General features: G+C 61.4%; 17 protein-coding genes. 14 read left to right on the top strand and 3 right to left on the bottom strand.

The window, feature by feature from the left end:
* Positions 1-2: 2 nt before the first annotated feature.
* Entirely contained in the window at positions 3-1,076 is a 1,074-nt protein-coding gene (locus tag MUBE_RS11860) for a polyprenyl synthetase family protein (protein ID WP_116540698.1), read from the bottom strand.
* 277 nt (positions 1,077-1,353) lie between these two features.
* Between MUBE_RS11860 and MUBE_RS11865 the strand changes: the two genes are divergently transcribed.
* Entirely contained in the window at positions 1,354-2,250 is an 897-nt protein-coding gene (locus MUBE_RS11865; RefSeq protein WP_116540676.1) for a mycobacterial-type methylenetetrahydrofolate reductase, read from the top strand.
* A gap of 26 nt (positions 2,251-2,276) precedes the next feature.
* On the opposite strand, the gene lppM is transcribed toward MUBE_RS11865, so the two are convergent.
* Positions 2,277-2,936 carry a lipoprotein LppM gene (gene lppM, locus MUBE_RS11870; RefSeq protein ID WP_207801705.1) on the bottom strand — a complete coding sequence of 220 codons (660 nt, stop codon included), beginning with the start codon at positions 2,934-2,936 and terminating at the stop codon, positions 2,277-2,279.
* Between the two features lie 89 nt (positions 2,937-3,025).
* Positions 3,026-3,652: a GNAT family N-acetyltransferase gene (locus tag MUBE_RS11875; protein ID WP_116540678.1), complete on the bottom strand. Its 627-nt coding sequence runs from the start codon at positions 3,650-3,652 to the stop codon at positions 3,026-3,028.
* 310 nt (positions 3,653-3,962) lie between these two features.
* On the opposite strand from MUBE_RS11875, the gene MUBE_RS11880 reads away from it, so the two are divergent.
* The 13 genes from MUBE_RS11880 to MUBE_RS11940 all read left to right on the top strand — a co-directional run bounded on the left by MUBE_RS11880 (position 3,963) and on the right by MUBE_RS11940 (position 20,700).
* Positions 3,963-4,367: a DUF3040 domain-containing protein gene (locus MUBE_RS11880; protein ID WP_116540679.1), complete on the top strand. Its 405-nt coding sequence runs from the start codon at positions 3,963-3,965 to the stop codon at positions 4,365-4,367.
* A gap of 374 nt (positions 4,368-4,741) precedes the next feature.
* Entirely contained in the window at positions 4,742-5,173 is a 432-nt protein-coding gene (gene mraZ, locus MUBE_RS11885) for a division/cell wall cluster transcriptional repressor MraZ (protein ID WP_116540680.1), read from the top strand.
* 46 nt (positions 5,174-5,219) lie between these two features.
* Entirely contained in the window at positions 5,220-6,371 is a 1,152-nt protein-coding gene (gene rsmH / locus MUBE_RS11890; protein WP_116540699.1) for a 16S rRNA (cytosine(1402)-N(4))-methyltransferase RsmH, read from the top strand.
* Positions 6,372-6,412: 41 nt separating this feature from the next.
* Positions 6,413-7,480 carry a cell division protein FtsL gene (gene ftsL, locus MUBE_RS11895; protein WP_243633027.1) on the top strand — a complete coding sequence of 356 codons (1,068 nt, stop codon included), beginning with the start codon at positions 6,413-6,415 and terminating at the stop codon, positions 7,478-7,480.
* Positions 7,477-9,504 carry a peptidoglycan D,D-transpeptidase FtsI family protein gene (locus MUBE_RS11900; protein WP_116540681.1) on the top strand — a complete coding sequence of 676 codons (2,028 nt, stop codon included), beginning with the start codon at positions 7,477-7,479 and terminating at the stop codon, positions 9,502-9,504. Before ftsL ends, MUBE_RS11900 begins: the two co-directional genes overlap by 4 nt.
* Positions 9,505-9,670: 166 nt before the next feature.
* Positions 9,671-11,266, top strand: coding sequence for a UDP-N-acetylmuramoyl-L-alanyl-D-glutamate--2,6-diaminopimelate ligase (locus MUBE_RS11905; protein WP_243633029.1), 1,596 nt, complete (start codon positions 9,671-9,673; stop codon positions 11,264-11,266).
* Entirely contained in the window at positions 11,263-12,783 is a 1,521-nt protein-coding gene (locus MUBE_RS11910; protein ID WP_116540683.1) for a UDP-N-acetylmuramoyl-tripeptide--D-alanyl-D-alanine ligase, read from the top strand. Before MUBE_RS11905 ends, MUBE_RS11910 begins: the two co-directional genes overlap by 4 nt.
* On the top strand, positions 12,780-13,859 hold the full coding sequence (gene mraY, locus MUBE_RS11915) for a phospho-N-acetylmuramoyl-pentapeptide-transferase (RefSeq protein WP_116540684.1): 1,080 nt from the start codon (positions 12,780-12,782) through the stop codon (positions 13,857-13,859). The genes MUBE_RS11910 and mraY overlap by 4 nt, the downstream gene beginning before the upstream one ends.
* A 1-nt stretch (position 13,860) precedes the next feature.
* A complete protein-coding gene (gene murD, locus MUBE_RS11920; RefSeq protein ID WP_116540685.1) occupies positions 13,861-15,333 on the top strand; it encodes a UDP-N-acetylmuramoyl-L-alanine--D-glutamate ligase in 1,473 nt (490 codons plus the stop codon).
* Positions 15,334-15,340: 7 nt separating this feature from the next.
* Complete coding sequence (gene ftsW / locus MUBE_RS11925; RefSeq protein WP_424399093.1) at positions 15,341-16,936, top strand: putative lipid II flippase FtsW; 1,596 nt, start codon at positions 15,341-15,343, stop codon at positions 16,934-16,936.
* Positions 16,937-16,955: 19 nt separating this feature from the next.
* Positions 16,956-18,179 carry an undecaprenyldiphospho-muramoylpentapeptide beta-N-acetylglucosaminyltransferase gene (murG, locus tag MUBE_RS11930; RefSeq protein ID WP_116540686.1) on the top strand — a complete coding sequence of 408 codons (1,224 nt, stop codon included), beginning with the start codon at positions 16,956-16,958 and terminating at the stop codon, positions 18,177-18,179.
* Complete coding sequence (gene murC, locus MUBE_RS11935) at positions 18,176-19,660, top strand: UDP-N-acetylmuramate--L-alanine ligase (RefSeq protein ID WP_116540687.1); 1,485 nt, start codon at positions 18,176-18,178, stop codon at positions 19,658-19,660. The genes murG and murC overlap by 4 nt, the downstream gene beginning before the upstream one ends.
* A gap of 194 nt (positions 19,661-19,854) precedes the next feature.
* Positions 19,855-20,700 (top strand): cell division protein FtsQ/DivIB, encoded by an 846-nt coding sequence (locus MUBE_RS11940; RefSeq protein WP_116540702.1) that lies wholly within the window; start codon positions 19,855-19,857, stop codon positions 20,698-20,700.
* Positions 20,701-20,883 lie beyond the last annotated feature (183 nt).

A 20,883-nucleotide genomic window follows, 5' to 3' on the forward strand; every position in this document is an offset into this window, starting at 1 on the left:
GTTCAAGCAGACCGGTTCGTGGCCATGTTAGCCTGCTCGGACAGTCCTGCCTTCGCGCTCGCATTGATGGGTGCGATGGCCAGCGTGGTCAGCGCGCTGTTGGTGAGTGCAGTGATGCGGTCCTTCACAGCGGCCAACGTGCCCACTGACTCGATGACGTCGCGTAGTTTACGAACCTGTGCGTCAGTGAGCGAGGTGTCAATTGAAGTCCGTAACAGTTTGGCAGCCAGGGGATCTGATTTGTCTGCTAATACCATTGCCTCCGCCATCGACACGGTGCACTTGCCGGGCCTTAGGTCATCGCCGGACGGTTTTCCTGTCACCTCGGGATCCCTGAACACGCCGAACACATCGGCGTGTAACTGGAACGCTCTCCTCAGGTTCGTCCCAAATTGGCCGAAGATGTCCGCAGTGTTGGGTCTGTCGACGGTGGCAAGTCCGAGTTGCAGCGGTTGCGACACCGTGTAGCAAGCGGTCGTGTTGGTGGCGACGGACATCGCTGAAGCGATCAATTCCGCGGCGCTCGCCTCGGCAACGACGTTTAGGTATTGCCCACTCAGCACATTGGTTCGGATATCGGTCCATATGCGCTGGACCGGTGACTGGGCGTCGGGCGGTAAGTTTGCCCTGCAGACGTGGGAGATGATGTCGTCGGCCCCGATTTGCGCCACGTCGCCGATCAGGATGGCTGCCGACTTCCCGAACTGATCGGGCGATCCCTGCCAATTCTGGTCGCAGTGTAGTGCTGCGAACCGTACATGGGTTGTCGGCCTGCCATGTCGGGTCAAGGACTTGTCGATGACGTCGTCGTGTAGCAGTGCGAAAGCATGCAGTAATTCCAGCTCGGAAAACAGCAGCATCAGCAGTACAGTGTTATTGGGGCTCCGGGTCGCGGCGGCCTGCCAACCCCAGTAGGCGAAGGTTGGCCGCAGTTGTTTGTCCCCGTTCAGCAAAAAATCTTTGCGATCGACGAGCAAATCGTTGTAGTCGTTGCCTTCAGGGCCACGTCTGTAGGCGACGTCGTCGCGTCGGTTACGCAGATACTGTCGCAGTTGGCCGGCGATGGCGTCGGCCAACTCGACGGTTATGGTTGCTTCTACTCTCAGCGCGTCGCCCCTTTCCGTTCGGCGTGTCTCTGGCGCGACAGTGTATTCCGCAGTGGCGCCATGGACGTTTCCGTGTAGCTTGGGTGGTGTTAGCTTGCCGTAGCGGCTCACGTGGCTTCGACGTACTCACTGGCTCACCCCTATGCTGTTCGAGGGACCTGCGTTAGTTGACGTGCCTGGCCCAGCACGATACGTTGACGCGGCGTGACGCGGCTGGAAAATAGCCATTTGATACCCGAGGAGCCGTGTGACCCTCAACACTATCGCGCTTGAGTTGGTACCGCCGAACTTAGACGACGGTAGGAAGCGGGCAGCCGAAGATGCGCGCAAAGTGGTGCAGTACTCTACTCAATCCGGTCTTAGCGGCCAGATTCGGCACGTGATGATTCCGGGACTGATTGCCGAGGAAGACGATCGACCCATTCCGATGAAGCCGAAGCTGGACGTACTGGACTTCTGGTCGATGATCAAACCGGAGTTGCCCGGGGTCAATGGGTTGTGCACTCAGGTCACAGCGTTCATGGACGAAGCATCGCTGGGTCGGCGGCTTGCCGACTTATCCGCCGCCGGCATGGAGGGCGTGGTTTTCGTTGGTGTACCGCGCACGATGAATGACGGAGAAGGCTCTGGTGTCGCACCGACCGATGCCTTGTCAAGGTATCGCGAGTTGGTGGCTAACCGCGGTGTAATCATCATTCCCACCAGGGACGGTGAGCGGAGTCGGCTGAATTTCAAGTGCAATCAGGGCGCGACTTACGGCATGACCCAGCTGCTGTATTCCGACGCAATCGTGAGTTTCCTTACCGAGTTCGCCCAGCATACCGACCATCGGCCCGAACTTTTGCTGTCGTTCGGCTTCGTGCCTAAGGTTGAAAGCCGGGTCGGCTTAATCAATTGGCTGATTCAGGACCCGGGAAACGCCGCAGTGGCCGATGAGCAGGCGTTCGTCAAAAGGTTGGCGGGCAGCGAGCCTGCTCAGAAGCGACAGCTCATGCTCGATCTGTACCAGCGTGTGATAGACGGTGTCGCCGAGCTGGGCTTTCCGCTGAGCATCCATTTCGAGGCAACATATGGCGTGTCTCCAGCAGTGTTCGACACCTTCGCGGAGATGGCTGCCTACTGGTCACCAGTTTGCGTGGGCTAGTCGGGTGAGCCATTCTAGTCGAATGATCAATCGCGCGGAGCGTCGAATCTCGCGGAGCGGTTCCGACAGAGCCAGGCCAACAGCACGACCACGCAGGCAGCCGCGAACGACGCGATACCCAGCCAGATGCTGGCCCTGGTGAAAGAACGGGTATTGGGATCGGTGTAGCGGGCTTGCGCACTCATGGTGCTCACTATGCCCGGCTTGAGCTTCCATTGTACGACCTCATCCTCGATGCGGTCACCATTGGTGGACGTCACGACTCCGGGGAAGGCGACGGTTAGTTCAACGTCGGCATCGGGATCGATCACCGAGGTCAGATCTACCCGCCCTCCCAAGGTTACCAGGTTGCCGTTACGGCGCAGCGACAGGTTAACGCCGGCGGCGTCGGAGTTCATGTTGGTCAGCTGCGACAATTCGGCGAACGTCAAGTCGGAGAACACCGCTTGCGACCCGATATAGCCGTCGCTGTCGTAGTTCGACACCGCGACCTTCTGGCTGTACGGCAAGTTTCCGTCGAGCTGTGGGCCGGTGTCTTTGTTATTTTTCGGTTTTGCCGCGGCGATGATTTCCCCAGACACCAGATCGTCCGGTGAAATGGTTATTGAGGCTCTGACTCGCAGGCATCCGGTAGCCAGCGGTACCACGAGCAGCAGCGCGAGGGCCAACGCGCGGCGCCGCCGAATGGTGAGTTCTCGGGTGAACAGCGGGGGGCAGCCGGCACGCACCAGGTCATCGTGCCAGACCCGTTGGGTCTCTTCGGTGACCCGTCCTGTTATAGGGGAAGGGGGCGACCCAAGATCGCGAATGCCCGTGGATCGCCAGCGAAATGATGGCGGCGGATGATGTCTATGAAGCCCAGCCGCCGGTATAACCGCCAGGCACGATTGGCTTCACCGTAGGTTTCTGGTGTGGAGAGCAGCACGTTGTTCTCGCAACGATGAGCTAGCAGCCGGCGGGTCAATGCCTCACCGATGCCACGGCCTTGGGCGCGAGGATGAATGTGCAATTCGGTCAACTCGAAATAGCTGGTCATCAGCTGAGTGATTTCAAGTGTTGGAAAATCGCCGCGTTGCAAGCCCTGGACAACTTGCTGTTGCCACCATTGACCCGGTGCCCCCGGGTAACCGTAGGCTACGCCGACTAATGGTGCGTTGCTCAGTTCGTCAGCCGACGGCACCTGCTTGGTGGGGTCGTCGGCTGTCTCGGCTATGTCTGTTACTTCGACTTCGACGGCGGCCACCGCTTGCCAGCCCGATCGCCGGGTGTGATCCAGCCACATTCTGGCACGCAGGTTTTCGGTGCCCCGCGGGTACCGCATCGCGTTGACATACACACCCAGGGCATCGCTGAGGCGGCGCTCCATTTCGTTTGGCGGCAGATCGATGAGGAATATCGCCAACTTGTGGTGTCCTCCTCATTCAATCAATGACCCGGTGGGATTTTTCATCGCCATTATCGGATGGCATGGCCGCCGACCGACTAAGGGGCGTGGCAACACATCAACGATCCGACTTGCTTACGCAATATGGTTTCGTGGCCCACAGCGATTCTGAACCGTGGCGTCGTGGCGGTGCGGCTTGGATAGAATCGCCCGCGAACCAGTGGTACGGCACAGATTGACCTCGTATCATCGAAAGTTAGTTGCCCGCGCAACGGGCATCCTTGTTCTAGCGATAGTTACTTGTCATCCTGTCGGCAAGGAGGGACGAATGCCACTCTCCGATCGTGAGCAGCGTATGCTCGATCAGATCGAGAGCGCTCTCTACGCCGAAGACCCCAAGTTCGCGTCGAGTGTACGCGGTGAAGGGTTGTGTGCGTCGACCGCGCGGCGGCGCATGCAAGGCATGGCGTTGTTCGTCATTGGTCTGGGGATGCTGATTTGTGGGGTTGCATTCAAGGCCACGATGATCGGAAGCTTCCCGATTCTTAGCGTCGTTGGCTTCGTTGTGATGTTCGGTGGTGTGGTGTTTGCCATTACTGGTTTGCGATTGTCCGGCAGGGTGGACCACCCGGGTCCGGCGCCTGGGGCGTCGCACCAGCGTCGCACGAAAGGCGCGGGGGGATCGTTCACCAGTCGTATGGAAGATCGGTTCCGGCGCCGCTTCGATGAGTAGTGCAACCTCTAGCCGATCTACCTACACAGTAACGGGGCAGCCAGTGGCTGCCCCGTTACTGTGTCCGAGCTTAATTGTTAGCCCGATTCCGAACGCACAGTGGGCCGCGTAGGACCCAATCTACGCCCCACTGTGCTCCACGGGGTCTCTGTTTTGTGTCTTTAGGCATTTGAAATGCGGTTTTCCGCTGTCACGATCAGGCTGTGCGATGTCCTCGGGTGCCTCTAGATCGACCCTGAAGTGGTGGATAGCCGAGAAAATTCAACTATGACACCCTATAAATGGGTTTATATGGGGCAAAGTGGGGAATTGTGGGGTATAGTGGCCGAAGTGTTTGGGTTAGGCGGGAGCCGGTCTCGACGGGAGGTCAACTGGTGTTTCTCGGAACCTACACACCCAAACTCGACGACAAGGGGCGGCTGACGTTGCCCGCCAAGTTCCGCGATGCGCTGGCAGGGGGATTGATGGTAACCAAGAGCCAAGACCACAGCTTGGCTGTCTACCCCCGGGCAGAATTCGAGCAGCTAGCGCGCCGGGCCAGTAAGACGTCGCGAAGCAACCCCGAAGCCCGGGCGTTCCTGCGCAATCTCGCTGCTGGGACCGACGAACAGCACCCCGACGCGCAGGGTCGAATCACGTTGTCAGCTGACCACCGTCGCTATGCCAGCCTTTCCAAGGACTGCGTGGTGATTGGAGCCGTCGACTACCTCGAGATCTGGGACGCGCAGGCCTGGCATGACTACCAACAGACCCACGAAGAGAACTTCTCTGCGGCCAATGATGAAGCACTCGGTGACATCATCTAAGGCGTGGCGACCGGCTGCACCCGGCTCCGCCGAGCTTGCGACCGCCATGAGATCTAGGGCGCATGTCCGTGCATCGTGGCCTCTGCCCGAACTGACCCTGGCGTACTTCCCCAACGCCAGGCTCGTGCTTTCGGACAGAGACCACTATGCGGGGGTGTCGGTGTGCCTCGGGATGGTTCCGGGGGACAGTAGATGTCACCAGGTCCGGGAGGGTGGCAAGATGGCTGACGGCTCAAGTGATTTCGGGCATGTTCCTGTCCTAGCGCAACGGTGTGTTGCGCTCATTACCCCCGCGTTGACCCGCTATCACCTCGACGGGTCCAATACGGTGCTGGTAGATGCTACCATTGGCGCTGGGGGACATGCGGAGCGATTCCTGACCGAGTTGCCGGGGTTGCGGCTGATCGGGCTTGACCGCGACCCGAGCGCCCTGGGTATCGCTCGGACTCGGCTAGCGCGATTTGCTGAGCGGGTTACATTAATACACACACGCTATGATCGCCTTGCTGCGGTGCTAGGCGAATCTGGTTATGCTGCAATGGAATCAATCGATGGCGTGCTGTTTGATCTGGGTGTATCGTCCATGCAGCTGGACCGTGTCGAGCGGGGCTTTTCTTATGCTCAAGACGCGCCGTTGGACATGCGGATGGACCCGGGGTCACCGGTTAATGCGGCCGACATCGTCAACAACTACGATGAAGCCGCATTAGTCGACATCCTTCGCCGGTATGGCGAGGAACGATTTGCGCACCGCATCGCCGCGCAAATCGTTCGCCAGCGTGCCCATACCCCGCTGTGTTCAACCGCCGAGCTGGTAACCTTGCTGTGCCAGGCGATTCCAGCCCCGGCCCGGCGCACCGGTGGTCATCCGGCCAAACGCACGTTTCAGGCGTTGCGGATCGCGGTCAACGATGAGTTGCACTCGCTGCGCAACGCCCTTCCTGCCGCGTTAGACGCACTCACCATGGCCGGGCGCCTCGTGGTGCTGGCCTACCAGTCGCTTGAGGACCGCATCGTTAAACAGGTGTTTAACGATGCGGTCGCCTCCCACACACCGACGGGCTTACCGATCGAACTTCCCGGCCATGGACCGCGATTCCGGTTGTTGACGCGCGGCGCTGAACGCGCAGATGCCGCCGAGATAGAACGTAATTCCCGCAGCACCGCCGTGCGATTACGCGCCTTGCAACGAATCTAGCATTCAGTGGAACCGCAGCAGCCAACCAGGAGAGGCGACTCATGAAGGCTCAGTGCGACACGATGGTACGTCGTGGTGGCAGTGACCGTTCGGGTGGACGCAACGGTGCTACTCGCAGTGGCAAGCGCACGGCTCATGAGGTGAAGTTACGTCGTCCCCAAGCGCACGCCGGCAAGATCTCGGTACCCGCTCGTGAAGTCGGGGCGTCGAAACCTGGACCACGAACCAGTCCGATGTCCCGTCCGGTTGAACGGCCAACTAGACCTAGGAATACCACGCAGGCCAAGGCGCGGGCGAAGGCGCGGAAAGCCAAGGTTCCCAAGGTTGTCCGCCCTACGTTGAGTGAGCGTTTAATCACCCGGCTGGCATCTACGGACTTGCGGCCGTGGACTGTGGCAAACAAAGTTCCGTTTGTTGTGCTGATCATCGGCTCTCTTGGCGTTGGGTTGGGTCTCACGCTGTGGTTGTCCACTGACTCTGCCGAGCGTTCCTATCAGCTGAGTGATACCCGCGAAAAGACGCGGATGCTGCAACAGCAGAAGGAAGCGCTCGAACGGGATGTGCGGGGCGCAGAATCGGCGCCCGCGCTAGCCGAGGCGGCCCGCAAACAGGGTATGATCCCGACTAAAGATACTGCTCACCTGATACAAGACCCGGGTGGTAACTGGGTGGTCGTCGGTACGCCTAAGCCGGCTGACGGTGTTCCGCCGCCGCCGTTGAACACGAAGCTTCCTGACGCAGGCCCTCCGCTGCCGAAACCGCCGGTAGTTTCGTTGGAGGTCCCGACTCGAGTGGTACCCAGCCCCGGTGACCCGCCCCCGCCGGCGAATTTTGGACCGGAGATATTGCTGCGCGCTCCCGATGGCGCAACAACTTTGGGCGGCCAACACCTACCCCAGGCACTTCCGCAGCTGCCTGGTATTCCCAATGGGCAAGCCGCTGGGCAGGTCCCGGGGCTGATACTGATGCCGGGGCTGCCACTTCCAGAAGGCACGATGCGTGCCCCAGTGCCTGTAGAAGTTCCCGCGCCGTTACTCGCGGAAGTTCCGGTTCGGCTGCAACCGGGGTCAATGCCCCCAACGGACACAGTGTTGGGGATGTCGCGGTGAGACGCGGCGATGTCCACCGGACTGGCTCGTTGCGGTCGCCGTGGCAGGGACGCAGTTCCAGCACACCTCCCGTCCGACGACCGAAGCGGTCTCACCAGTCAGAGAAAGCCAGGAAAGCTAAGGACACCAAGAAATCCCGCCCAACTGTCGCGCCAGACACAGTGCCGGTGGGTCGTTCAGCGTGGGAGCGGCGCACCCGGCAGGTGGTCGAAGTTGGTGCGCGTGGCACATCTTTCGTCTTCCGACATCGGGCCGGCAATATGGTCATATTCGTGTTGATGTTGGTGGCGGCGACGCAGCTGTTCATTCTGCAGGTCTCCAATGCCGCGGGTCTGCGTGCCCAGGCGGCTGGACAGCTCAAGGTGACCGATGTTGAAAAGGCGGTCCGCGGTAGCATCACCGACCGCAACAACGAGAAGCTTGCTTTCACTACCGAATCGCGTGCGTTGACGTTTCAGCCAAGGAGAATTCGCCAGGAGCTGGAGGAGGCCAAAAAGGCGACTCCGTCCGCCTCTGACCCGCGGCAGCGCCTGCAAGATATCGCCACAGACGTCGCGAGCCGATTGAACAATAAGCCCGACGTTCCGACGCTGCTGAAGAAGCTGCAAAGTAACGACAATTTCGTCTATTTGGCGCGCGCCGTCGACCCTGCTGTCGCTGAGGCGATTTCCAAGAAGTATCCTGAGGTCGGTTCCGAGCGGCAGGACTTGCGTCATTATCCGGGCGGGTCACTGGCGGCCAACATCGTCGGTGGCATCGACTGGGACGGCCACGGGCTGCTGGGTCTTGAAGATTCCTTAGACTCCGTGTTGTCTGGAACCGACGGTTCGGTCACCTACGACCGTGGGTCTGACGGCGTGGTCATCCCCGGCAGCTATCGCAATCGACATAGAGCGGTCAACGGTTCGACCGTTCAGCTCGCCATCGACAACGACATCCAGTTCTACGTGCAGCAGCAGGTGCAGCAGGCAAAGAACTTGTCCGGCGCCCATAATGTTTCTGCTGTAGTTCTAGGTGCCAAGAACGGCGAAGTGCTTGCCATGGCCAACGACAACACTTTCGACCCGTCGCAAGACATCGGGCGCCAAGGCGATAGACAGCTGGGTAATTTGGCGGTCTCCTCGCCATTCGAGCCGGGCTCAGTGAATAAGGTCATCACCGCGTCCGCGGTTATTGAATACGGACTATCCAACCCCGATGAGGTGTTGCAGGTGCCCGGCTCGATTCAGATGGGTGGTGTGTCCATACATGACGCGTGGGAGCACGGCGTGATGCCTTATACCACCACCGGAGTGTTCGGAAAGTCTTCTAACGTTGGCACGCTGATGCTAGCTCAACGCGTCGGCCCGGAACGCTTTTACGACATGGTCCGCAAGTTCGGGTTAGGTCAACGCACTGGTGTAGGGCTGCCCGGTGAGAGTGCTGGGCTGGTACCGCCTATCGATCAATGGTCGGGCAGCACATTTTCGAACTTGCCTATTGGCCAGGGGCTTTCGATGACTCTACTGCAGATGACAGGCATGTATCAGGCCATCGCCAATGACGGGGTATGGGTACCGCCACGGATCATCAAGGCCACTATCGCAGCCGACGGCACTTGGACGCAAGAACCGCGGCCGGACGGTATTCGGGTGGTGTCGTCGCAGACTGCCCGTACTGTGCGGCAGATGCTACGTGCTGTGGTGCAAAAAGATCCGATGGGCTATCAGCAGGGCACTGGTTCCGCAGCCGGGATATCTGGCTATCAAATCTCCGGCAAGACAGGCACCGCGCAGCAGATTAATCCCGCCTGCGGGTGCTATTTTGACGACGTTTACTGGATCACCTTCGCTGGGATAGCCACTGCCGACAATCCCCGCTATGTCGTCGGCATCATGATGGATAATCCAGAGCGCAGCGCTGATGGTACACCCGGTCACAATGCGGCTCCACTTTTTCACAACATCACGAGCTGGTTGATGCAGCGCGAGAACGTGCCGCTGTCCCCGGATCCGGGACCACCGTTGACGCTTCAAGCTACCTAGCCGGTGTGGGTGTAGCCGATATCGATGTTGGCTCGACGTCTACATTCGTTTATTTTCGCGTTGGCGGCCGATTTCGTCGCCCTGCGCTGGAGCTGGTGCGCCTAGATAAGGTGGCATGGCAGGTCCTTGCGATCGAACTGCGGTAGACAACCGGACGGAGGTGTAATTGAGGGTGGTGGCAGTGCCGATTGGGCTGCGCCCCAGCGCCGCTGCGGGCGGGCGGCTACCTGTGCTTGCAGCTCAGGTTGGCGCGGTGCTGGCCAACAGCCCCGACTGGGCGACCGTTCCGGACGTTCCGGTAACCGGTGTGGCACTGCGGGCCCAGGACGTTCTGCCTGGGGACCTGTTCGTTGCCCTGGCCGGTGCGTCCACGCACGGCGCTCGGTATGCCGGCGTCGCCCTCGAGCGCGGCGCCGTCGCGGTGTTCACCGACATCGCGGGGGTCGCTGAGCTGGCAGACCAGACCAGCAGCGTGCAGATACTCGTACATCCGGCACCTCGCAGCGTGCTCGGCGTCTTAGCTGCCACCGTGTATGGCCATCCCTCTACTCGGATGACGGTTGTTGGGATCACCGGAACATCGGGCAAGACTACTACCACTTATATGGTTGAGGCCGGTCTACGGGCCGGTGGGCGAATGACCGGACTGATCGGCACCATCGGCATCCGGATTGATGGGGCCGACATCCCCAGCATCTCCAGTACGCTGACCACGCCGGAGGCTCCTGCACTGCAGGCGATGCTCGCGGCGATGGCCGAACGCGGAGTAGACACCGTGGTGATGGAAGTGTCTAGTCACGCGTTGAGTCTGGGCCGAGTGGACGGCACCCAGTTTGCAGTGGCAGGTTTCACCAATCTGTCTCGCGACCACCTCGACTTTCATCCCAGCATTGAGGAGTACTTCGAAACCAAAGCGGTGCTGTTCGATCCGCACTCGTCGCTGCGGGCTCATACCGTCGTGGTATGCATCGACGACAACGCTGGGCGCGCAACAGCTGCCCGAGCCGGTGACGTTATCACAGTCAGCGCCCTAGGCCAGCCCGCATCGTGGCGCGCGATGGACGTTGCGCCACTGGATGTCGGCGGACAAGAATTCACCGCCGTAGATCCCTCCGGTGTCCAGCACCGGGTCGCTATCCGGTTGCCTGGCTGCTATAACATCGCCAATTGTCTTGTCGCCCTGGCGATTCTCAATGCTGTTGGGGTCTCTCCAGAACAAGCGTCCCTGGGACTGCGAGATATCCGAGTCCCCGGACGACTGGAACAGATCGACGGCGGCCAGGATTTTCTTGCGCTGGTTGACTATGCACACAAGCCAGGCGCGTTACGCGCTGTGCTGACCGCTCTACTACAGCCGGACCGTCGGTTGGCGGTGGTATTTGGCGCGGGCGGCGAGCGCGACCCGGGCAAGCGGGCTCCGATGGGCGAGATTGCCGCTAAGCTTGCCGATTTGGTCGTCGTTACCGACGACAACCCGCGCGGTGAGGATCCGGCGGCAATCCGTCGTGACATTCTGGCCGGCGCCGCCGCGTCTGGTGGTGCAGCGCAGCTCGTCGAGATCGGCGACCGGCGGGCCGCAATCCAATATGCGGTCGCCTGGGCGGGATCTGATGATGTGGTGCTTGTGGCGGGCAAAGGTCATGAAATCGGACAGCAGGGTGCCGCTGAGACCCGCCCTTTCGATGACCGGGTGGAGCTGGCTCGGGCGCTGCATGTCCGTACTGTCCGGCGGCGTCCTGCTCCTGGACAGGCACGCCAATGATCGACCTGACGGTCGCCCAAATCGCCAAGATTGTCGGTGGTGCGTTGGTCGACATCTCGCCCGAAGAGGCTGCCGAGCGTCGCGTCACCAGCAGCGTGGAATTCGACTCGCGCGCTGTTGGTCCCGGCGGCCTATTCCTGGCCCTGCCGGGGGCCCGCTCGGACGGGCATTACCACGCCGCCTCGGCGATAGCGGCTGGTGCAGTCGCGGTGCTGGCCGCCCGGCCGGTCGGCGTTCCTGCCATCGTGGTCGCGCCCGACCCTCGCACCGACGACTGCGGGCTGACCGGGGTGCTCAAGCATGACACTGACGGGTTGGGTGCGGCGGTGTTGGCTGCGTTGGCCAAGCTGGCTCAGGTGGTGGCCGCGGAGTTGGTAGCTAGCGGGCTGACCATCATCGGGATTACCGGATCGTCCGGGAAGACATCTACCAAAGACTTGGTGGATGTCGTGCTGCAGCCGCTCGGTGAGGTGGTGGCGCCGCCCGAGTCGTTCAACAACGAACTGGGTCATCCCTGGACAGTATTGCGAGCGTCCCGCAGCACCGACTATCTGATTCTGGAGATGTCGGCGCGCCATCCCGGCAATATCGCTGCGTTAGCAGCGATCGCCCCGCCAACGGTAGGGGTGGTCCTCAACGTCGGTACTGCGCACCTAGGTGAGTTCGGCTCCCGGGACATTATCGCCAGGACTAAAGCCGAATTGCCGCAAGCTATTCCACAATCCGGTGTGGTTATACTCAACGTCGATGACCCGGCGGTGGCGGCGATGGCCGATGAGACCGCGGCCCGCGTGATTCGGGTGAGCCGTGGCGGTCGTCGCGATCTGGGGTTGCCAAACGGCCCAGATGTTTGGGCGGGGCCGGTGTCGCTCGACGAACTGGCCAGGCCGCGTTTCGCGCTGCATACTCGCGATTCACACGTCGGCGCCGCTGAGGTCCAACTCGGCGTATATGGCGACCATCAGGTTGCCAACGCCTTATGTGCGGCTGCGGTTGCGATGGAATGCGGTGCCAACGTCGAGCAGGTAACGGCCGCGCTCGCCGCCACCGGGCCAGTGTCGCAGCATCGGATGCAGGTCACCATGCGCGCTGATGGGGTGACGGTGATCGACGACGCCTACAACGCTAACCCCGACTCAATGCGGGCCGGTTTGCAGGCGCTGGCCTGGATGGCGCGCGGCGCCCGGCGTAGCTGGGCGGTGTTGGGAGAGATGGCCGAGCTTGGGGAGGACGCGATCACTGAGCATGATCGTATCGGCCGGCTAGCGGTGCGCTTAAATGTGTCTCGACTCGTTTTCGTGGGAGAGGGAAGTTCGATAAACGCCATGCACCGCGGAGCGATTATGGAAAGCTCGTGGGGCTTGGAGACGGTTAAAGTGGCAGACTCCGCCGTTGCCCTGGCATTGTTGCAGGCCGAGCTACAATCCGGCGACGTGGTCCTAGTCAAGGCGTCGAACTCGGTTGGGTTAGGGGCGCTGGCTGACGCACTGGTGAGCGACGGGGGCACCTGCCCATGAGACATATCCTCGTCGCTTTCGCTGTCGCATTGGCCGTGTCCATCCTGGTGACCCCAGCGCTGATCCGGCTGTTCACCAGGCAGGGCTTCGGCCATGAAATCCGTGCGGACGGCCCACCCAGCCACCACGCCAAACGCGGCACCCCGTCGATGGGCGGTGTTGCCATTGTAGCCGGCATTTGGGCCGGTTACCTGGGTACTCATCTGGCTGGCTTGGCGTTCGACGGTGAAGGCGTGTCCGCGTCGGGTCTGCTGGTGCTGGGTCTGGCCACCGCGTTGGCAGGCGTCGGATTCCTCGATGACCTGATCAAGATTCGCAGGTCGCGTAACCTCGGGTTGAACAAGATAACCAAGACCGTCGGCCAGATCACCGCTGCGGTCCTGTTCGGGGTGTTAGTGTTGCAGTTCGGTAATGGTGCCGGTTTGACACCAGCCAGCGCGGATCTGTCCTACGTGCGTGAGATCGCGACCGTCACCTTGGCACCGGCGTTGTTCGTGCTGTTCTGTGTGGTCATTGTCAGCGCCTGGTCAAACGCGGTCAACTTCACCGACGGTTTGGACGGGCTGGCCGCTGGCAGCATGGCGATGGTCACCGCAGCCTATGTTTTAATCACCTTTTGGCAATACCACAATGCGTGCGTGACAGCACCGAGCCTGGGCTGCTATAATGTTCGCGACCCGCTGGACCTGACTCTGATCGCGGCAGCAACGGTGGGTGCGTGTATCGGTTTTTTGTGGTGGAATGCCGCACCGGCCAAGATCTTTATGGGTGATACCGGGTCCCTAGCGTTGGGTGGCGTGATCTCCGGGTTGTCGGTCACCAGTCGCACCGAGATTCTTGCGGTCGTGCTCGGTGCGCTTTTCGTGGCTGAAATCACCTCGGTTGTTTTACAGATCCTGGCTTTCCGTACCACCGGTCGCCGGGTGTTCCGGATGGCGCCGTTTCACCATCATTTCGAGTTGGCCGGCTGGGCCGAAACCACGGTGATCATTCGTTTTTGGCTGCTCACGGCGATCACCTGCGGTCTGGGCTTGGCCCTGTTCTACGGTGAGTGGCTAGCTACCATTGGCGCCTGACGTGCTTGACCCGCTAGTACCGGGCGCGCCCGTTTTGGTAGCTGGTGGCGGAGTGACTGGCCGGGCTGTGCTGGCAGCGCTGACCCGTTTTGGTGCAGTGGCAACGCTATGTGACGATGACCCAGCCGCCGTGTATAAATACGCGGACAGTCCGGTGCCGACCGTGAGTGCAGCCACCGCCGCACAGCAGATATTTGAACGGGAAAAGAATTACGCTCTGGTGGTCGCCAGCCCAGGTTTCACGCCGACCACCCCCGTGCTCGTCGCTGCGTCAGCGGCGCGGGTGCCCATCTGGGGCGATGTGGAGTTGGCTTGGCGGCTCGATGCCGCGGGCTACTATGGGCCGCCGCGCCGTTGGCTCGTCGTGGCCGGTACGAACGGCAAAACGACGACGACGTCGATGCTGCACGCGATTTTGATGGCAGGCGGCCAGCGTAGCTTACTGTGTGGCAATATCGGCATCCCGGTGTTGGATGTTTTAACCGAGTCTGCCGAGCCCTCGGACGTTCTTGCCGTTGAGCTGTCCAGTTTTCAGCTGCACTGGGCGCCCTCGCTACGGCCAGAGGCCGGCGTGGTGCTCAACATTGCTGAAGATCACCTGGACTGGCATTCGACAATGGCCGAGTACATCAGGGCCAAGGCCCGGGTGCTGACCGGCCGGGTGGCGGTGGTTGGGCTAGACGATAGTCGGGCGGCGGCGCTGTTGGATACGGCGGCAGCGCCGGTGCGGGTTGGCTTCCGACTCGGCGAGCCAGTCATGGGCGAGCTTGGGGTGCGTGACGGTTATCTCGTTGATCGCGCGTTTGCTGACGACCTGATCTTGATGCCAGTTGCGTCGATACTGGTGCCGGGTCCGGTCGGAGTTCTCGATGCGTTGGCGGCCGCGGCTCTGGCCCGCAGCGTGGGTGTGGGGGCGACCGCGATTGCCGACGCAGTCGCATCGTTTCGGCTGGGCCGACATCGGGGGGAAGTGGTGGCCGTCGTCGAGGGGATCAGCTATGTAAATGACTCTAAGGCCACCAACCCGCACGCGGCCCTCGCCTCGGTGTTGGCTTATCCGCGTGTGGTGTGGGTAGCGGGTGGCCTACTAAAGGGCGCATCTGTCGATGCGGAGGTCGCGCGCATGGCGCCTCGGTTGGTCGGCGCAGTGCTGATCGGCCGAGATCGTGCGATGGTTGCCGAGGCGTTATCACGACACGCGCCTGATGTCCCCGTCGTCCAGGTTGTGACAGGTGAGGATAATGGCATGTACGAGGGTGTTGTTGTTTCTGATATAGATATGACAAAAGTTGATTATGTTGGTGGAACGATCGGCACTCGCGTGATGGTTGCGGCCGTGGCGGCAGCTCGAGACTTAGCCCAACCCGGTGACACCGTGCTGCTGGCACCGGCCGGTGCGTCGTTCGACCAATTCAGCGGTTATGCCGATCGTGGTGACACATTCGCAGCCGCCGTACGCGCGGCGATTCGGTAGATTAGGCGTGGGTAACACGCTGACCTGGTTGCTAGGCCGGGATAGGGGCCAGAGCACAGGAGGCAACAGCAGTTCGCAGGCCGCCATGACCATGGGGGTAACTGAGCCTGGCGCTGTTACGTTCGCCGAAGCGTCTGAAGCGAAGGCCAAACAATCAGGTTCTCCGGGGGCTATAGCACGCGGTCTCCGGACTCGGTTCGGCGTTTGGCTGGACCGGCCGATGACCTCGTTTCACCTGATCATCGCTGTGGCTGGGTTGCTGACGACACTGGGTCTGATCATGGTGCTGTCGGCCTCTGGTGTGCGGTCCTACGGTGATGACGGATCGGCCTGGGTCATTTTCGACAAACAGGTCTTGTGGACGATCATCGGCCTCATCGGCGGCTATTGCTCATTGCGGATGTCAGTGCGGTTCATCCGGCGCATCGCATTCTCCAGTTACGTCAGCACTATCATTTTGTTGGTGCTGGTGCTCATTCCGGGAATTGGCAATCTCGCCAACGGGTCACGTAAGTGGTTTGTGATCGCGGGCTTTTCGATGCAGCCTTCCGAGCTGGCCAAGATTGCGTTCGTCATCTGGGGTGCACATCTGTTGGTTGCCCGCCGGATGGAGCGGGCGTCACTACGTGAAATGCTGATTCCGTTAGTGCCGGCCGCGGTCATCGCGCTGGGGCTGATCGTGGCTCAGCCTGACCTTGGGCAGACGGTGTCTTTCGGTATCATCCTTTTGGCCCTGCTCTGGTATGCGGGGCTGCCGCTGCGTGTCTTCGTCACTTCGCTGTTCGCGGTCTTTGCTTCGGGGGCGATCCTGGCGGTGTCCGCGGGCTATCGGTCAGACCGCGTGCGGTCCTGGATGAACCCTGAGAGCGATCCGCAAGACACCGGTTATCAGGCTCGACAGGCAAAGTTCGCTTTGGCCCAAGGTGGTATCTTCGGCGACGGTCTTGGCCAGGGCGTCGCCAAGTGGAACTATCTGCCCAACGCTCACAATGACTTCATCTTCGCGATCATCGGCGAAGAACTTGGCCTGGTCGGCGCGTTGGGGTTGCTGGGACTTTTCGGGCTGTTTGCCTACACCGGGATGCGGATCGCGCGGCGGTCCGCTGACCCATTTCTGCGACTGCTGACCGCCACCACGACGATGTGGGTGTTGGGCCAGGCGTTTATCAACATAGGCTACGTAATCGGGGTGTTACCGGTCACTGGTCTGCAGCTGCCATTAATCTCTGCCGGTGGAACATCCACGGCTGCAACGCTTTTCATGATTGGCATTATGGCCAACGCAGCTCGCCATGAACCAGAGGCGGTGGCAACGCTGCGGGCCGGGCGCGATGACAAGGTGAACCAGCTGTTACGGTTGCCGCTGCCAGTGCCGTACCTGCCGCCCCGGGGGAAGACGTTCCGCGACCGCAAGCAGCCTCGCCCGCAACCTACCAACAGGCCAGGTGGTTGCAGGTCCGCCCGCAGCGTCTCCTGGGAGTCGGACCGGCCACTGCGCCCGGCATTTCCTCGAGCAGCTGATCGGCCGGCGCGACGATTAGGGCATCATAAAACTGATCAACTGCGCACTGGCCAACGTCATCCACCGCGCGTTCGCGCATAGTTTAAGGTCAGCGTCACAGGTGAACGACTCGATCAGGGAGCCGGTTGGCAGGCTGGGGGGTAGCCCTTCGCCCACTGGTGTCGCGTCATCGGTTCATTCTATCCTGTCGATCGTGCTGGCGGGCGGCGGTACCGCTGGCCATGTGGAGCCCGCTATGGCCGTCGCCGATGCATTACGCGCGCTGGATCCGCACGTCCGTATCACCGCGTTGGGCACTTCGCGTGGATTGGAGACCAGACTGGTGCCTGAGCGCGGCTACCACCTCGAGCTGATAACCTCGGTGCCATTGCCGCGTAAGCCCACCGGAGACTTGGTCCGGCTCCCCCGACGAGTGTGGCGTGCTGTTCGAGAGACCCGCGCGGTGCTTGAGGAGGTCGGAGCCCACGTGGTGGTGGGTTTCGGTGGCTACGTGGCATTGCCGGCGTACTTGGCTGCCCGCGGTATCCACAGATTGCGGCGCCACATCCCGGTGGTGGTCCACGAAGCTAACGCCCGGGCCGGTATTGCTAATCGTGTCGGTGCGCGCACAGCTGACCGGGTGTTCGCGGCAGTACCTGGTTCCGGGTTAAGCGATGCTGAGGTGGTCGGAGTGCCGGTCCGCGCGGCCATTACCACGATGGACCGCGCGGCATTGCGGGCGGACGCCCGCAAGCACTTCGGTTTCGCTGAGGATGCGCGGGTGCTGCTGGTGTTTGGCGGTTCTCAAGGGGCAGTCTCGCTAAATAGGGCGGTCGCCGGTGCTGCTGCGGACCTGGCCGCTGCAGGAGTGGCTGTGCTGCACGCCCACGGGCCCAAGAACACCCTTGAGCTGCGCACACCCGAGCCCGGCGAGCCTCCGTACGTTGCGGTGCCTTACCTGGACCGAATGGACCTGGCGTACGCCGCCGCCGACCTGGTGATTTGTCGGTCTGGGGCAATGACGGTCGCCGAAGTGTCGGCCGTCGGTTTGCCAGCCATCTATGTACCGTTGCCTATCGGCAATGGTGAGCAACGGCTCAATGCATTGCCGGTGGTTAACGCTGGTGGCGGCATGATGGTCGCCGACGCCGACGTGACGCCCGGTCTGGTAGCGCGGCACGTCGCCCGATTGCTCAACGATCCGGCGCGGCTGGCTATGATGATGGCGGCTGCCGTGCGAGTGGGACATCGTAATGCGGCACATCACGTCGCCACGGCAGCACTGGACCTGGCGTATGCAGCACGTGACATGGTCTCCGGTCAGTCGGCCGGAGGAAAACTGTGAACGCCGAGCAGCTACCACTCGAGCTGCGGCGGGTGCACATGGTGGGCATTGGGGGAGCCGGGATGTCGGGCATCGCCCGCATCTTGCTGGACCGCGGCGGGCTGGTGTCTGGTTCAGACGCCAAGGAGTCACGCGGTGTGCGCACGCTGCGGGCGCGCGGCGCGCTGATCCGCATAGGACACGACGCGTCGTCGCTGGACCTGCTGCCCGGCGGCGCTACCGTGGTTATCACTACCCACGCCGCTATCTCCAAAACCAACCCTGAGCTGGTCGAAGCCCGGCGGCGTGGCATTCCGGTGGTATTACGACCGGCTGTGTTGGCCAGGCTAATGAACGGATGTACCACGCTGATGGTTACCGGCACACACGGCAAAACCACGACTACATCGATGCTCATTGTAGCTCTGCAGCACTGTGGACGTGACCCATCCTTCGTGGTCGGCGGTGAGTTTGGCGAGGCAGGCACCAACGCCCACCACGGCAGTGGAAACTGCTTCATAGCCGAGGCTGATGAAAGCGATGGCTCCCTGCTGGAGTATACGCCCAATGTCGCGGTGGTCACCAACATTGAGTCCGATCACCTGGATTTCTACGGCAGTGTCGATGCTTATGTCGGGGTGTTCGATTCGTTCGTGGAACAGATTGCTCCCGGGGGAGCGCTCGTAGTGTGCGTTGATGACCCAGGCGCAGCGGCGCTAGCTCAGCGCACAGCTGAGTTAGGAATTCGTGTGCTGCGCTACGGCTCGGTGCCCGATCCCGCGGGTTTGGCCGGGACGCTATTGTCGTGGGAGCAACAGGGTACCGGAGTGGTTGCGCATATCCAGTTGGCTGGTGAACCAAACCCGCGGGTGATGCGACTATCGGTACCCGGGCGGCACATGGCGCTCAATGCGTTAGGTGCGTTGCTGGCGGCGATTGAAATAGATGCGTCGACCGATGAGCTGCTCGATGGGCTGGCTGGTTTCGAGGGTGTGCGTCGCCGCTTAGAACTGGTCGGGACCTCGGGAATTGGTCAGGCTCCGAACTCGTTGGTGCGGGTGTTCGACGACTATGCCCACCATCCGATGGAGATCAGTGCGACGCTGGCGACGGTCCGCATGGTGCTTGAGCAGAGCGGCGGCGGTCGCTGCATTGTGGTGTTTCAGCCCCACTTGTATTCGCGGACCAGGGCTTTTGCCAGAGAATTTGGTCGTGCGCTCGATGCCGCCGATACGGTGTTCATCCTGGACGTCTACGGTGCCCGCGAACAACCGCTCGCTGGCGTCAGCGGCGCTAGTGTTGCGGAGCATGTCAGCGTTCCGGTGCGGTATCTACCAGACTTCTCAACGGTCGCTGCGGAGGTCGCCGAGGCGACCGGCCCCGGCGACGTCATCGTCACGATGGGCGCCGGCGATGTGACCATGTTAGGGCCGGAGATCGTTGCCGCGCTGCGGATCCGGGCCAACCACAGCGCGCCGCCGAGCCGACTGAGGACAGTATAGTGACAGCATCGAACAAGGGCGCGCTGACCAACCACCTGGCGACGATACGGGCCGAAGTGGGGGGGGGCTCGGTTTGCGAAAGAGAGCCGGGCGATCTGGGCGTGTTGGCCGGGGACTCCGGAACCTCCGCTAAAGCTGTGACCACTGAACTGCTCACGGCCTCAACACGAAACAAGTCAGTGCAGGACAACCAAATGCTGGGCGACCACGACGAACTCGAGGGGCCGCGCCGACGGGCCCGTCGTGAGCGGGCTGAACGCCGTGCTGCGCAGGCGCGCGCCACCGCGATCGAAGAAGCTCGCCGCGAGGCCAAACGCCGCATCCGTGGGCAGATTAGCAACGAATCCAACTCTCCTAAACCGGTTGCGCGTGGCGTTGTTCGGGGCCTGAAGATGCTGTTCGCGACGGTGATCTTGAGTATTGCCGCGGTCGGGCTCGGGTTGATCCTCTACTTGACGCCGACGATGTCAGCGCGAAGTATTGTAGTCACAGGGATTGAGAAGGTGACCCGCGAGGAGATCCTTGATGCGGCCCGAGTGCAGCCTGGAACGCCGCTCCTGCAGATCAATATAAACCAGGTCGCGGACAGGATAGCAGCGATCCGGCGAGTGGCCAGTGTGCGGGTACAGCGTCACTACCCGTCAGTGCTGCGGATAGCCGTCGTTGAACGGGTTCCAGTAGTGGTGAAAGACTTTCCCGATGGTTCGCATCTCTTTGATCGCGATGGCGTCGACTTCGCGATAACTTCGGTGCCACCGGCGTTGCCCTATATTGATGTCGGTAATCCCGGACCGATCGACCCGGCCACCAAGGCCGCGCTGGTGGTATTGCTCGCGTTGCGTCCTGAGTTCGCAGGCCAGGTAGCCCGCATCGCAGCCCCGTCAGTGTCGTCGATCACGTTTACTATGACTGACGGGCGGGCAGTGATCTGGGGAAGCACCGAGCGCGTCGAAGAGAAGGCCGAGAAGCTGGCCGCGCTCTTGACGCAGCCTGGACGGACATACGACGTGTCTAGCCCCGATTTGCCAACCGTGAGGTAGTGGTGGGTGTGCACCCGCAAAACGCGAAGTTAATATTCACGATTTACTGCAGAAAAAAAACCGCGGAGCGTCGGCGCGCCTGCTCGGTTAGTACCCGTCGTAGCCATACCGTGCTGGTTAAACATAACTACTTAACATAACTCTAATCCTATGGTTGAGGTTAAGGGTTTGCAAGCAGACACA

The sequence above is a fragment of the Mycobacterium uberis genome (assembly GCF_003408705.1).
In the GTDB taxonomy this organism is placed as follows: domain Bacteria; phylum Actinomycetota; class Actinomycetes; order Mycobacteriales; family Mycobacteriaceae; genus Mycobacterium; species Mycobacterium uberis.

Excerpts from the sequence above, each read along its gene's own strand:
- mraY (WP_116540684.1), top strand. The coding sequence starts at position 12,780 with ATGAGACATATCCTCGTCGCTTTCGCTGTCGCATTGGCCGTGTCCATC.
- MUBE_RS11940 (WP_116540702.1), top strand. The coding sequence starts at position 19,855 with ATGCTGGGCGACCACGACGAACTCGAGGGGCCGCGCCGACGGGCCCGT.
- MUBE_RS11880 (WP_116540679.1), top strand. The coding sequence starts at position 3,963 with ATGCCACTCTCCGATCGTGAGCAGCGTATGCTCGATCAGATCGAGAGC.
- ftsL (WP_243633027.1), top strand. The coding sequence starts at position 6,413 with ATGAAGGCTCAGTGCGACACGATGGTACGTCGTGGTGGCAGTGACCGT.
- rsmH (WP_116540699.1), top strand. The coding sequence starts at position 5,220 with ATGAGATCTAGGGCGCATGTCCGTGCATCGTGGCCTCTGCCCGAACTG.
- MUBE_RS11910 (WP_116540683.1), top strand. The coding sequence starts at position 11,263 with ATGATCGACCTGACGGTCGCCCAAATCGCCAAGATTGTCGGTGGTGCG.